Genomic DNA, 14,052 nt, shown 5'->3' on the forward strand with positions numbered 1-14,052 from the left:
GGTCATGCACAATTTTCGAAGCCTGTGATAACCCTGTGGGAGCGGGTTTACCCGCGAAGAGGCCGGGTCAGCCAAGCAATTCTTTCAGGCCTTGCAATTCCTGCTCGGTCACCGCCACCCCCTCCTCCTCGGCCACCTCGCGCTCGCGGTAACGCCGCTCGCCCGGCATGCGCGTCAGCCCTACCGCCTGCATCTGCTCGACCAGCTCGCGGCTGCGCTGGGCAAAACGTTCGCCCTCGGCCTTGTTCGGGTCGATGACGATGATCAACTGCCCGGTCCACGGCGTCTTCGCCCCCGGGTGCCCCGACCAGTCGAACTCCCAGGAAAAATTCCCGCCGGTCAGCGCCGCCGCCAGCAACTCGACCATCATCGACAAGGCCGAGCCCTTGTGCCCGCCAAATGGCAGCAACGCGCCGCCTTCCAGAATCGCCTTGGGGTCGGTTGTCGGCTCACCATTGGCATCCACCCCCATGCCCTGCGGCAATTGCTGGCCAGCACGCGCGGCAATCTGCACGTCGCCATGGGCCATGGCGCTGGTGGCCATGTCGAAGACGATCGGGTCATGTTCGGCGCAAGGTGCGGCAAAGGCGATGGGGTTGGTGCCGAACAGCGGCTTGCGGGCGCCGTGCGGCACCACACAGGTCATGCTGTTGACCACGCTCAGGGCTACCAGGCCTTCGTCGGCGAAAGGCTCCACATCCGGCCACAGCGCGGCGAAGTGGTGCGAGTTGTGGATCGCCAGCACGGCGATGCCAGCGTTGCGCGCCTTCGCCACCAGAAGTTCACGGGCCGCCGCCAGCGCCGGCTGGGCGAAGCCGCCTGCGGCATCGACACGAACATAACCGGGCGCCACGTCGCTGACCTTCGGCGTGGCCTGGCCATCGACCCAGCCGCTGGCCAATGTCGAAACATAGCCGGGCATGCGGAACACCCCATGGCTATGGGCACCATCGCGCTGGGCGCTGGCGCAGTTGTGGGCCAGCACCCGGGCCACGCTTTCGCTGCAGCCATGGCGCTGGAAAATGCTCTGCAACAGGCCCTGCAGCTCGGTAAAAGGCACACGCACGACAGTGCTGGTGGAAGGTGCGGACATCTGAAGCTCCTTGTTGGAATTGGAATGGCTACAGCGTTGCAACGACAAAAACTTTCCTGCATGTGACAGCTATCTGTCAAATGTTGACTTGATGACAGAAAACAGCCATTTTCTTTCGCAAGCCTTACCCCTGGAGCCGCAGCATGAGCCAACCGATCAAGCAACGCCTGGAAAACAGCCTCGAAGGGGCCGCTGCTTCGGGCCGCAAGATCGCCACCTACATGCTCGCCAACCTGCATGAACTGCCGTTCCAGACCTCGGCCAGCATTGCCGTCAAGCTGGGCGTCAGCGAATCCAGCGTCGGCCGTTTCTGCCGTTCATTGGGTTATGCCCATCTCAAGGCGTTGAAGCAAGACCTGCAGAACGACCTGGGCGATGGCCCGTGGCTGGTGGGCGACCGCCTGCAAGATTACCGCCAGAACCAGAACGCCAGCGACAACGCCGGCAGCCTGGAGCTGGAAATCGCCGCGCTGGTGCGCGTGCACGAGTATCGCCAGAGCAGCGCCTGGCACAGCGTCGCGCAGCGCCTGGCAAGCAAGCAGCGGGTGTTCATTGCCGGCTTCCAGACCGAGCGCGGCATCGCCATGTGCATGAGCCACCTGCTGCAGTACCTGCGCGATGGCGTGCAGCTGGTGGATATGAGTGCCGGGCACTTCGGCGAAGTATTGCTGGGCCGCGCCGAAGACAGCGCCCTGGTGGTGTTCGAAGCCCGCCGTTATTCCCGCCATGCCCTGCTGTTGTGCCAGAAGGCGCGCGAGGCTGGCATAGCGGTCACCCTGGTGACCGACACCTTCTGTGACTGGGCCGATGCCAACGCCGACGAGGTGTTCCGCATCCCCACCGAGTTCAACCTGTTCTGGGAGTCCACCTCGACCATGCTGTCGTGGGTGCACCTGATGGTCAACGAGGTCTGCAAGAAGCTCGGGCCGGATGTTGAAAAGCGCTTGGAAGCAACTGCCGCTCTACATAACGAATTCGTCGGCTACACCTCGTGGTCGACGGGAAAACAACAATAGCAAGAGTGCAATGAGGTGCGAGATGAAAAAGACCATGGCCTTGGTGGGTGCGTGCGCCCTGCTGCTGTCGGGTGCCGCCAGTGCCGAAACCCTGCGCTTCGCCACCGAGGGCGCCTACCCGCCCTTCAACTATGTCGACGCCAATAACCAGTTGCACGGCTTCGACGTCGACATCACCCATGCCCTGTGCGAGCAGATGAAAGTCGAGTGCACGCTGGTGGCCCAGGACTGGGAAGGCATCATCCCGGCGCTGATGGCACGCAAGTACGACGCGGTGGTCGCGTCGATGATCAATACCGAAGAACGGCGCAAGAAAATCGCCTTCACCGACCACTATTACCGCACCCCGCTGACCGTTGCCGTGGCCAAGGACAGCAAGATCAACGACGCCCAGACCACCTTCGACGGCTACACCGTTGGCGCCCAGTCGTCCTCCACCCAGGCCATCTACGCCGAAGACGTCTACGCCAAGGCCGGTGCCGATGTGAAACTGTACCCGACCATGGACGAAGCCAACGCCGACCTGGCCGCGGGCCGCCTGGATGGGGTGATTGCCGACAAATTCCCGCTGCATGAGTGGATGACCAAGAACGGCGGGGACTGCTGCAAGATCCTCGGTGACGTGGCCGACACCAAGGCCGATGCCGCCATTGCCGTGCGCAAGGACGACGAAGCCCTGCGCCAGCGCCTGAACACCGCGCTGCAGCAGATCGTCGCCAACGGCACCTACCAGAAGATCGCCAGCAAATACTTCGCTTTCGATATCTACAACTGATCTTCAGGAAGTTTTGCGCACCCCCTGTGGGAGCGGCCTTGCGTCGCGAAAGGGGCGCGCAGCGGCCCCGGCAATCTGTGCAGTTGCATGAATCCTGGGGCCGCTACGCAGCCCTTTCGCGACGCAAGGCCGCTCCCACAGAGATCGCACCTACCCGCCCAAGGGGTTTGTCATGCTCGATCAATTGTCCTTGCTGTCCTTCGCCAGTGGAGGCTGGGGCCAGGCGCTGCTGGCCGGCGCGCTGGTCACCGTTTCCCTGGCCCTGGCCTGCCTGCCCATCGGCCTGCCGCTGGGCCTGGTGGTCGCCCTTGCAGCACGCTCGCGCAAGCGCTTGCCGCGCGCCTGGGCCACCACCTTCTCCACCGTCTTCCGTGGCCTGCCCGAACTGCTGACGCTGCTGATCATCTATTACGGCTGCCAGATCGCCGCACAGAAAATTCTCGCAGCCATGGGCTACCAGGGTGAGTTCCTGATCAATACCTTCCTCGCCGCGATGATCGCCTTCAGCCTGGTGTTCGCCGCGTTCTCCAGCGAGATCTGGCTGGCAGCCTTCAAGACCCTGCCCAAGGGCCAACTGGAAGCCTGCTCGGCGCTGGGACTGAGCAAGCGCACCGGCTTCTTCAAGGTGCTGCTGCCGCAACTGACCCGCATCGCCCTGCCCGGCTTGTCCAACAACTGGCTGTCGCTGCTCAAGGACACCTCGCTGGTATCCACCATCTCGCTGGTCGACCTGATGCGCCAGACCAACCTGGCCGTCAGCGTGACCAAGGAGCCGATGTTCTTCTATGGCGTGGCCTGCCTGGGCTACCTGCTGTTCGCCGCCATTTCCGGGCGCGTGTTCGCCTTCATCGAACGGCGCAGCAACCGCCACCTGCAAGGAGCACGCGCATGAGCTTCGAACAACTGCTGGCGCTGATACTCGACCCCGACCTGCTGGACCGCTACGGCCCGCGCTTCCTCGATGGCCTGCTGGTAACGGCCAAGCTGGTGGCGATTTCCTTCAGCCTGGGTGCCGTGCTCGGCCTGTTGCTGGCCCTGGCGCGCATGTCGCGCAGCCTGTTGCTGCAGCGCATGGCCGCCGGCTATGTGTACTTCTTCCGCGGCTCGCCGCTGCTGGCCCAGCTGTTCCTTCTGTATTACGGCCTGGGTTCGCTCAAAGGCTTCTGGCAGGACGTCGGCCTGTGGTGGTTCTTCCGCGAGGCGTGGTTCTGCACCCTGCTGGCGTTCACCCTGAATACCGCCGCCTACCAGGCCGAGATCTTCCGCGGCAGCCTGATGGCCGTCGCCCCCGGCCAGTATGAGGCGGCGCGGGCGCTGAACCTGAAGCGCTCGACCACCTTTTTCAAGGTGATCCTGCCGCAGTCGCTGCTGGTGGCCATCGGCCCGCTGGGCAACGAACTGATCCTGATGATCAAGGCCAGCGCGATCGCCTCGCTGGTGACCATCTACGACCTGATGGGCGTGACCAAACTGGCCTTCTCGCGCAGTTTCGACTTCCAGATCTACCTGTGGGCCGCCGTGCTCTACCTGCTGATCGTCGAACTGGTGCGGCGCCTGCTGAAACACCTGGAAGCCCGCTTGGGCCGCCACCTGAACTGACCGAAGGATACGTTCCATGCATTGCCAGACCCTTGTCCTCGGCGCCGGCATCGTCGGCGTCAGCACCGCGCTGCACCTGCAGGCCCGCGGGCGCCAGGTGATCCTGATCGACCGCGACGAACCGGGCAGCGGCACCAGCCACGGCAACGCCGGGCTGATCGAGCGCTCCAGCGTGATCCCCTATGCCTTCCCGCGGCAACTGGGCGCACTGCTGCGCTACGGCTTGAACCGCCAGCCCGATGTGCGCTACAGCCTGCTGCACCTGCCCAAGGCCGCTCCATGGCTGTGGCGCTACTGGCGCCAATCGGCCCCCGGGCGCCTGGCCGGGGCCGCTGCCGATATGCTGCCGCTGGTGCAACGCTGCGTCGAAGAGCACGACGCATTCATTGCTGCCGCCGGCCTGGAAGGGCTGGTGCAGGCCAAAGGCTGGATCGAAGTGTTCCGTGACCCGGCGCTGTTCGAGCAGGCCAAGGCCGACGCCAAGGGCCTGAGCCGATATGGCCTGCAGTTCGAAATCCTCGAATGCGGGCAGTTGCAGGCCCGCGAGCACCAGCTGGACGCCAGCGTGGTCGGCGGCATTCACTGGCTCGACCCCAAGACCGTGAACAACCCCGGCGCCCTCACCCGCGGCTACGCCACCCTGTTCACGCAGCGCGGCGGGCAGTTCCTGCATGGCGATGCGCGCAGCCTGCGCCAGGTCGACGGCCAATGGCAGGTAGACAGCCGCCGCGGCCCGATCACCGCCAACGAGGTGGTGGCCTGCCTCGGCCCGCAGTCAGCCGACCTGTTCAGTGGCCTGGGCTACCAGATACCGCTGGCGATCAAGCGTGGCTACCACATGCACTACAGCACCCGTGACGGCGCGCAACTGGAGCATTCCATCTGCGACACCCAGGGCGGCTACGTGCTGGCGCCGATGGCCCGCGGTGTGCGCCTGACCACCGGCATCGAGTTCGACGCCAGCAGCGCGCCGGGCAACCAGATCCAGCTGGGCCGTTGCGAAGCCCTGGCGCGCAAGCTTTTCCCGGCCCTGGGTGAGCGCCTGGACGACACCCCCTGGCTGGGCCGCCGCCCGTGCCTGCCCGACATGCGCCCGGTGATCGGCCCGGCACCGCGCCACCCGGGGCTGTGGTTCAACTTCGGCCACGCCCACCACGGCCTCACCCTGGGCCCGGTCAGCGGCCGACTGGTGGCCGAACTGGTCACCGGCGAACGCCCCTTCACCGACCCCGCGCCCTACAGCGCGACCCGTTTCGACTGAACCCCTGCGGGAGAACAACAAGATGACCGCACCACTGAGCCTTGCCACCCTTGCCCCCGAACCCGACCCACGCCCGGTGCTGATCCGCATCGAAGGCCTGAACAAGCACTATGGCGCGTTCCACGTACTGCGCGACATCGACCTGCAGGTGCGCGAAGGCGAACGCATCGTGCTGTGCGGGCCGTCCGGCTCGGGCAAGTCGACCCTGATCCGCTGCATCAACCGCCTGGAAGTGGCCCAGCAGGGCAGCATCAAGGTGGATGGCATCGACCTGGCGGCCACCACCCGCGAAGCGGCGCAGGTGCGCAGCGACATCGGCATGGTGTTCCAGCACTTCAACCTGTTCCCGCACATGAGCGTGCTCGACAACTGCCTGCTGGCCCCCACCAGCGTGCGCGGCCTGTCGCGCAAGGACGCCGAGGAGCGGGCGCGCATGTACCTGAGCAAGGTCGGCATCGAAAGCCAGGCGCACAAGTACCCCAGCCAGCTGTCCGGCGGCCAGCAGCAGCGCGTGGCGATTGCCCGGGCGCTGTGCATGAAGCCGCGGATCATGCTGTTCGACGAGCCCACCTCGGCGCTTGACCCAGAGATGGTCGCCGAGGTGCTGGATGTGCTGGTGCAGCTGGCCGGCACTGGCATGACCATGCTTTGCGTCACCCATGAAATGGGCTTTGCCCGCCAGGTGGCCGAGCGGGTGCTGTTCCTCGAGGGCGGGCAGATCATCGAAGACAGCCCGCCGCAGGTGTTCTTCAACCAGCCGCGTACCGAGCGGGCCAAGGGGTTCCTGGCGCAGATACTGCACTGACACCTGTTCCGGCCTCTTCGCGGGCTCGCCCGCTCCCACAGGATCACCTCGGCCTTCGAGACCGGTGATCAAACTGTGGGAGCGGGCATGCCCGCGAAGAGGCCGGAACAGGCGACACCTTCATTGCACCGCTGCAAAGACCCAACTGCATCGTTAAATATTATTGACCTTACCCCCCGCCAAACCCACGCCACCACAGGCCCGCAACGGTTTCAGCCCCCCAAAACCGGCGCATTCCCTGCCATCAAGCCCTGCTCCGTCGTTTGACATATCGAACGGCTCTGGCAAGCTATCTACAAGCCCCGACCGGAATCGTCGCCTCCGACGAGCCGGCAGTGCTCGGGGCTACAGGTTGCACCCATGGCCCCGCGCCGTGCACCTGCACAACAACGACAGGCCGAACCTGTCCCAAGGTGACATATGTCCAACAGCAACATTGGCAACAAGCAACCCTCCCTGCGCAAACCCGTCGTCCTGATGACCATGGGCAGCCAAGAGCGCAAAGGCCATGACTATCAGGTCATGACCCACAAATACATCACCCCGCTGGTCGAGTTTTCCGATTGCGTCCCGGTGCTGGTGCCCACCTGCTGCGGCATCGAAGACCTCGAGACCTATCTGGACATGGCCGACGGCGTGTACCTGACCGGCGCCGGCAGCAACATCGACCCGGCCCTGTACGGCCAGGAAAACGAGACCCCCGGCAAAGGCCAGGACCAGAACCGCGACCTGTTCGACATCCCGCTGGTCAAGGCCGCGATCAAGCGTGGCCTGCCGATCTTCGGCATCTGCCGTGGCATGCAGGAAATCAACGTGGCCCTGGGTGGCGACATCTACCAGAAGGTGTACGCCGAGCCAGGCTTCAACGACCACCGGGAAAACCCGGAAGACCCGGTCGAGGTGCAATACGCCCAGGTGCACGGCGTGAAGATCAAGCCGGACAGCTGGCTGCGTGACACCCTGGGTACCGACGAGATTCGCGTCAACTCGCTGCATGGCCAAGGCCTGCACAAGCTCGGCACCGGCATCGAGGCCATCGCCCACGCCGAAGACGGCCTGGTCGAGGCGATCCATGCCCCGAGCATCTCGCCATTCCTGTTCGCCGTGCAGTGGCACCCGGAGTGGCAAGCGGCGAAGAACCCGGATTCGATCAAGATTTTCCAGGCTTTCGGCGACGCTTGCCGGGCCCAGGTACGCAAGGCGCAGATCAAGCGCCAGCACGCTGCCTGACCCCAGTTTCCTCTGCTTTGATCGCGGGGCGGCGCAAGGCCGCCCTCGTTTTCCCCGGTCACCCTCTGCTGGTCCCAGAACACTTCCCGTGGAAACGGGCGGCGGGCTTGTGCCTGTCTCCGCGATCTTTTTTTCCTGCCCCATAAAGAGATACGATGACTGATCGCGATGGATCTGCCATCTGCGTCTCGTGCATCTCTTGTTGTCGCCTGTTCTGGCCTCTTCGCGGGTAAACCCGCTCCTACAGGGATCTCCGCAAATTTCAAGCGCGACGCGGTCCGTGTGGGAGCGGGTTTACCCGCGATGAGGCCAGCACAGGCAATAACACTCCTTCCGCCCCTCCACAAAAAAATCTCCCAAAGGGACTAGTCATCGTACAAGTTGTACGATAACTTACCTCAAACGCAAAACAACACCCTTCACCCAAGCGCCACAGGATGCCAACAACAATGACTCCACAAGAACTCAAATCCATCCTCTCCCACGGCCTGCTGTCTTTCCCGGTCACCGACTTCAACGCCCAGGGCGACTTCAACCCGGCTGGCTACGTCAAGCGCCTGGAATGGCTGGCCCCGTACGGCGCCAGCGCTCTGTTCGCCGCCGGTGGCACCGGTGAGTTCTTCTCCCTGGCTGCCAGCGAATACAGCCAGGTGATCAAGACCGCCATCGACACCTGCGCCAAGTCGGTCCCTATCCTTGCCGGCGTCGGTGGCTCCACCCGCCAGGCCATCGAATACGCGCAAGAAGCCGAGCGCCTGGGTGCCAAGGGCCTGCTGCTGCTGCCGCACTACCTGACCGAAGCCAGCCAGGAAGGTGTCGCCGCCCACGTCGAAGCCGTGTGCAAATCGGTAAACATCGGCGTAGTCGTCTACAACCGCAACGTCTGCCGCCTGAACGCCGACCTGCTGGAAAAACTGGCCGAGCGCTGCCCGAACCTGATCGGCTACAAGGACGGCCTGGGTGACATCGAGTTGATGGTGTCGATCCGTCGCCGCCTGGGCGACCGCTTCAGCTACCTGGGTGGCCTGCCGACCGCCGAGGTGTATGCGGCCGCCTACAAGGCCCTGGGCGTGCCGGTGTACTCCTCCGCCGTGTTCAACTTCGTGCCGAAGACCGCCATGGACTTCTACAACGCCATCGCCCGTGACGACCACGCCACCGTGGCCAAGCTGATCGACGACTTCTTCCTGCCGTACCTGGACATCCGCAACCGCAAGGCCGGTTACGCCGTGAGCATCGTCAAGGCCGGCGCCAAAATCGCCGGTTACGACGCCGGCCCGGTGCGTACTCCGCTTACCGACCTCACCGCCGACGAGTACGAAAAACTCGCCGCGCTGATGGACAAGATGGGCCCGCAGTAAGCGCCGCCCGCGGCCTGCCAGATGCCGCACCCGGAGTGGGCCAGCCCCGCTCCGGTTACAATTCGTGAGCCCGCACAAAAATAACTAGTGGGAGTACTACCAGCATGCAAGCGACGAAGAAGACGCATGTGCGCTACCTGATCCTGTTCATGCTGTTCCTGGTGACCACGATCAACTACGCTGACCGCGCCACCATTGCAATCGCGGGTTCCAGCCTGCAGAAAGACCTCGGCATCGATGCCGTGACCCTCGGCTACATCTTCTCCGCCTTCGGATGGGCATACGTGGCTGGCCAGATTCCTGGTGGCTGGCTGCTCGACCGCTTCGGTTCCAAGAACGTCTACGCCTTCAGCATCTTCACCTGGTCGCTGTTCACCTTGTTGCAGGGCTTTGTCGGTGGCCTGCCGGTGGCCTGGGCGGTGGTGACCCTGTTCACCCTGCGCTTTTTGGTCGGTTTTGCCGAAGCCCCGTCGTTCCCCGGCAATGCGCGCATCGTCGCGGCCTGGTTCCCGACCCAGGAACGCGGCACCGCCTCGGCCATCTTCAACTCGGCGCAGTACTTCGCCACCGCATTGTTCGCACCGATCATGGGCTGGATCGTGTTCAGCTTCGGCTGGGAGCACGTGTTCGTGGTCATGGGCGCACTGGGCATCGTGTTCTCCATGGTGTGGCTGAAGACCATCTACAACCCGCGCCAACACCCACGTATCAGCCCGGGTGAACTCGAGCACATCGAGCAGAACGGCGGCCTGGTGGACATGGACCAGAAGCGCGGCAACGACGGCCCGAAATGGGGCTACATCAAGCAACTGCTGACCAGCCGCATGCTGCTGGGCGTGTACCTGGGCCAGTACTGCATCAACGCCATCACCTACTTCTTCCTCACCTGGTTCCCGGTGTACCTGGTACAGGAGCGCGGCATGACCATCCTCAAGGCCGGCTTCATCGCCTCGCTGCCGGCGGTCTGCGGCTTCATCGGTGGTGTGCTGGGCGGGGTGATCTCCGACTGGCTGCTGCGCCGCGGCAACTCGCTGACCTTCTCGCGCAAGCTGCCGATCGTCTGCGGCCTGCTGCTGTCGACCACCATGGTGTTCTGCAACTACGTCGACGCCGAGTGGATGGTGGTCGGCTTCATGACCCTGGCGTTCTTCGGCAAAGGCATCGGCGCGCTGGGCTGGGCGGTGGTCGCCGACACCTCGCCGAAACAGATCGCCGGGCTGTCGGGCGGGCTGTTCAACACCTTCGGCAACATCGCCTCGATCACCACGCCAATCGTGATCGGCTACATCATCAGCGCCACGGGTTCGTTCAAGTGGGCCTTGGTGTACGTCGGCGCCAACGCCCTGGTGGCGGTGTTCAGCTACCTGGTGATCGTCGGCCCGATCAAGCGCATCGAGCTGCGTGAAAGCCCAAAGCCTGACGCCGAGCCAGCGGCCGGCAGCGAACTGGCCGGCTCGCGCCACTGAGTGAACACGCCCGCGGCGGCCACCCCGCCGCGGGCGGATGTACAAAAGCCTGAGAACCTGACAAGTAGGGCCCGAACATGCAGTTGATCGAACATTCCGACTCGCCCCGCTACGTCCGCCTGCACGACGATGACAATGTCGTGGTGGTGGTCAATGATGGCGGCCTGGGCGAAGGCGCCCGCTTCGCCGACGGCCTGACCCTGGTCGAGGGCGTGCCACAGAGCCACAAGGTAGCCACCGTAGCCATCGCCAAGGGCGAACCGGTGCGCCGCTACGGGCAGATCATCGGCTACGCGCTGGAAGACCTGCGCCAGGGCAGCTGGGTGCAGGAAAGCCAACTGGCCATGCCGGCCGCGCCGGAGCTGGACAGCCTGCCACGCTGCGACGCCGTCCCGCAGCCGCTGCCGCCGCTCGAAGGCTTCACCTTCGAAGGCTACCGCAACGCCGACGGCACCGTCGGCACCCGCAACATCCTCGGCATCACCACCACCGTGCAGTGCGTGGCCGGCGTGCTGGAGCATGCGGTAAAGCGCATTCGCAGCGAGTTGCTGCCCAAGTACCCCAATGTCGATGACGTGGTGGCGATCACCCACAGCTACGGCTGCGGGGTGGCGATCAACGCGCGCGATGCCTACATCCCGATCCGCACGGTGCGCAACCTGGCGCGCAACCCCAACCTGGGCGGTGAGGCCCTGGTCATCAGCCTGGGCTGCGAAAAGCTGCAGGCCGGCCAGGTGATGCACGACAACGACCCGTCGGTGGACCTCAGCGACCCGTGGCTGTACCGCCTGCAGGACGCCAGCCTGGGCTTTGTGGAAATGATCGAACAGATCATGCAACTGGCCGAGACCCGCCTGAAGAAACTCGACCAGCGCCGCCGCGAAAGCGTGCCGGCCAGCGAACTGATCCTGGGTATGCAGTGCGGAGGCAGCGATGCCTTTTCGGGCATCACCGCCAACCCGGCGCTGGGCTACGCCGCCGACCTGCTGGTACGCGCCGGCGCCACCGTGCTGTTCTCGGAGGTGACCGAAGTGCGTGACGCCATCTACATGCTCACCTCGCGGGCGGAAAACCAGGAGGTCGCAGACGCCCTGGTGCGCGAAATGGACTGGTACGACCGCTACCTGCAGCAAGGCGCCGCCGACCGCAGCGCCAACACCACGCCGGGCAACAAGAAAGGCGGCCTGTCGAATATCGTCGAGAAGTCGCTGGGGTCGATCGTCAAGTCCGGTAGCGGCGCCATCCAGGGCGTGCTCGGCCCGGGCGAGCGGGTCAACCGCAAAGGCCTGATCTTCTGCGCCACCCCGGCCAGCGACTTTGTCTGCGGCACCCTGCAACTGGCTGCCGGGATGAACCTGCATGTGTTCACCACTGGCCGCGGCACCCCGTACGGCCTGGCCATGGCGCCGGTGGTCAAGGTATGCACCCGCAGCGAGCTGGCCCAACGCTGGCCCGACCTGATCGACATCGACGCCGGGCGCATCGCCAGCGGCCGCTCGACCATCGAGGAGCTGGGCTGGGAGCTGTTCCACTACTACCTGGACGTGGCCAGCGGCCGCAAGCAGACCTGGGCCGAACAGCATCGCCTGCACAACGACATCACCCTCTTCAACCCGGCACCGATTACCTGATGCCAAGGGCTTGCCCGACTCAATATTGCAACGCGGTCCCTGTGGGAGCGGGTTCACCCGCGAACACCGGCAATGCCGGTGCCATACACCGAGTTGCCTGCTTCGCGGGTGAACCCGCTCCCACAGGGTCCGAGCAAACGCCTCAAGCACGTTCTCTTCATTCACTACTCTCTACAGGAGCACCCCATGCCTGAAATCCTCGGCCACAACTTCATCGCCGGCCAGCGCAGCGCCGCTGGCCCGCAGCGCCTGCAGAGCCTGGACGCCAGCACCGGCGAGGCCCTGCCCTACAGCTTCGCCCAAGCCACCGAAAGCGAAGTGGACCAGGCCGCCAAGGCCGCGGCCGCCGCTTTCGCCGAATTCCGCCAGCTGGCCCCGGCGCGGCGCGCCGAATTCCTCGACGCCATCGCCGCCGAGCTGGACGAACTGGACGACGCCTTCGTCGCCATCGTCTGCCGTGAAACCGCCCTGCCCCCCGCCCGTATCCAGGGCGAGCGCGGCCGCACCAGCGGCCAGATGCGCCTGTTCGCCCAGGTGCTGCGCCGTGGTGACTTCCTCGGTGCGCGCATCGACCTGGCCCTGCCCGAGCGCCAGCCCCTGCCACGCGTGGACCTGCGCCAGATGCGCATCGGCGTCGGCCCGGTCGCCGTGTTCGGCGCCAGCAACTTCCCGCTGGCCTTCTCCACCGCCGGTGGCGATACCGCTGCGGCCCTGGCCGCCGGTTGCCCGGTGGTGTTCAAGGCCCACAGCGGCCACATGGCCACCGCCGACCTGGTTGGCTGTGCCATCCAGCGCGCCGCCGAGCGCACCGGCATGCCCAAGGGCGTGTTCAACATGGTGTTCGGTGGCGGCGTCGGCGAGTGGCTGGTCAAGCACCCGGCCATCCAGGCGGTCGGCTTTACCGGCTCGCTGAAAGGCGGTGACGCCCTGTGCCGCATGGCCGCCGAGCGCCCGCAGCCGATCCCGGTGTTCGCCGAGATGTCCAGTATCAACCCGGTCATCATCCTGCCGGGCGCCCTGGCCAAGCGTGGCGAAGCCATCGCCCGAGAACTGGCCGGTTCGGTGAGCCTGGGCGCAGGCCAGTTCTGCACCAACCCGGGCCTGGTGATCGGCCTGCAGTCGCCGCAGTACAGCCAACTGCTGGCCGAGCTTGGCCAGCACCTGAGCCAGCAAGCCGGCCAGACCATGCTCAACGCAGGTGGCCTGCGCAGCTACGTCGGTGGCCTGGAGCACCTGCACGCCCATGCCGGTATCGAGCACCTGGCCGGCCAGGCGCAGGCAGGCAGCCAGGCGCGCGCCCAACTGTTCAAGGCCGATGCCCGCCTGCTGGTGGCGTCTGACCCGCTACTGCAGGAAGAAGTGTTCGGCCCGACCACTGTTGCCGTGGAAGTGCAGGACAACGATCAGTTGCGCGCCGCCCTGCTCGGCCTGCGCGGCCAGCTGACCGCGACCCTGATTGGCGAGCCGGAAGACCTGCAGGCCTTCGCCTGGCTGGTCCCCCTGCTGGAAGAGAAGGTCGGGCGGATCCTGGTCAACGGCTACCCGACCGGTGTCGAGGTGTGTGATGCGATGGTGCACGGCGGGCCTTACCCGGCCACGTCGGATGCGCGCGGCACATCGGTCGGCACCCTGGCCATCGACCGCTTCCTGCGCCCGGTGTGCTACCAGAACTACCCGCAGGCGCTGTTGCCTGAGGCACTGCGCGACGGCAACCCGCTTGGGCTGCGCCGGCTGGTGAATGGCCAGTGGAGTGAGGGCGCGATCTGATCGCCCCTTGAAACCAGAAAGCCCCGCGGATGGCGGGGCTTTTCTTTT

12 protein-coding genes are annotated in these 14,052 nt (G+C 65.1%); 11 read left to right on the forward strand and 1 reads right to left on the reverse strand.

Annotated elements, in window-relative coordinates; genetic code table 11:
* Positions 1–67: 67 nt before the first annotated feature.
* The gene (locus KDB76_RS17440; RefSeq protein ID WP_024087284.1) at positions 68–1,093 is read right to left on the reverse strand and encodes an Ldh family oxidoreductase; all 1,026 of its coding nucleotides are present in this window, start codon (positions 1,091–1,093) and stop codon (positions 68–70) included.
* Between the two features lie 143 nt (positions 1,094–1,236).
* Between KDB76_RS17440 and KDB76_RS17445 the strand changes: the two genes are divergently transcribed.
* From KDB76_RS17445 to KDB76_RS17495, 11 genes are all read left to right on the forward strand, one after another.
* Positions 1,237–2,109 (forward strand): MurR/RpiR family transcriptional regulator, encoded by an 873-nt coding sequence (locus KDB76_RS17445; RefSeq protein WP_013972984.1) that lies wholly within the window; start codon positions 1,237–1,239, stop codon positions 2,107–2,109.
* A 22-nt stretch (positions 2,110–2,131) separates the two neighbouring features.
* Complete coding sequence (locus KDB76_RS17450) at positions 2,132–2,884, forward strand: transporter substrate-binding domain-containing protein (RefSeq protein ID WP_013972985.1); 753 nt, start codon at positions 2,132–2,134, stop codon at positions 2,882–2,884.
* Between the two features lie 172 nt (positions 2,885–3,056).
* Positions 3,057–3,776: an ABC transporter permease subunit gene (locus KDB76_RS17455; RefSeq protein WP_004376260.1), complete on the forward strand. Its 720-nt coding sequence runs from the start codon at positions 3,057–3,059 to the stop codon at positions 3,774–3,776.
* Positions 3,773–4,483 (forward strand): ABC transporter permease subunit, encoded by a 711-nt coding sequence (locus KDB76_RS17460; RefSeq protein ID WP_013972986.1) that lies wholly within the window; start codon positions 3,773–3,775, stop codon positions 4,481–4,483. Before KDB76_RS17455 ends, KDB76_RS17460 begins: the two co-directional genes overlap by 4 nt.
* Positions 4,484–4,499: 16 nt before the next feature.
* Positions 4,500–5,744 carry an FAD-binding oxidoreductase gene (locus KDB76_RS17465; RefSeq protein WP_013972987.1) on the forward strand — a complete coding sequence of 415 codons (1,245 nt, stop codon included), beginning with the start codon at positions 4,500–4,502 and terminating at the stop codon, positions 5,742–5,744.
* A gap of 22 nt (positions 5,745–5,766) precedes the next feature.
* Entirely contained in the window at positions 5,767–6,549 is a 783-nt protein-coding gene (locus KDB76_RS17470; RefSeq protein WP_013972988.1) for an amino acid ABC transporter ATP-binding protein, read from the forward strand.
* A 420-nt stretch (positions 6,550–6,969) separates the two neighbouring features.
* On the forward strand, positions 6,970–7,779 hold the full coding sequence (locus KDB76_RS17475; RefSeq protein ID WP_013972989.1) for a type 1 glutamine amidotransferase: 810 nt from the start codon (positions 6,970–6,972) through the stop codon (positions 7,777–7,779).
* A gap of 449 nt (positions 7,780–8,228) precedes the next feature.
* Positions 8,229–9,140 carry a 5-dehydro-4-deoxyglucarate dehydratase gene (kdgD, locus tag KDB76_RS17480; RefSeq protein WP_038409773.1) on the forward strand — a complete coding sequence of 304 codons (912 nt, stop codon included), beginning with the start codon at positions 8,229–8,231 and terminating at the stop codon, positions 9,138–9,140.
* A 104-nt stretch (positions 9,141–9,244) separates the two neighbouring features.
* Positions 9,245–10,606: an MFS transporter gene (locus KDB76_RS17485; protein WP_015270698.1), complete on the forward strand. Its 1,362-nt coding sequence runs from the start codon at positions 9,245–9,247 to the stop codon at positions 10,604–10,606.
* 77 nt (positions 10,607–10,683) lie between these two features.
* Positions 10,684–12,237, forward strand: a complete 1,554-nt coding sequence (gene garD / locus KDB76_RS17490; RefSeq protein WP_013972992.1) for a galactarate dehydratase — start codon at positions 10,684–10,686, stop codon at positions 12,235–12,237.
* Positions 12,238–12,423: 186 nt separating this feature from the next.
* Positions 12,424–14,004, forward strand: coding sequence for an aldehyde dehydrogenase (NADP(+)) (locus KDB76_RS17495; RefSeq protein ID WP_013972993.1), 1,581 nt, complete (start codon positions 12,424–12,426; stop codon positions 14,002–14,004).
* Positions 14,005–14,052: the final 48 nt, after the last annotated feature.

It is taken from the genome of Pseudomonas sp. JS425 (assembly GCF_018223845.1).
GTDB classification, from domain to species: domain Bacteria; phylum Pseudomonadota; class Gammaproteobacteria; order Pseudomonadales; family Pseudomonadaceae; genus Aquipseudomonas; species Aquipseudomonas asiatica.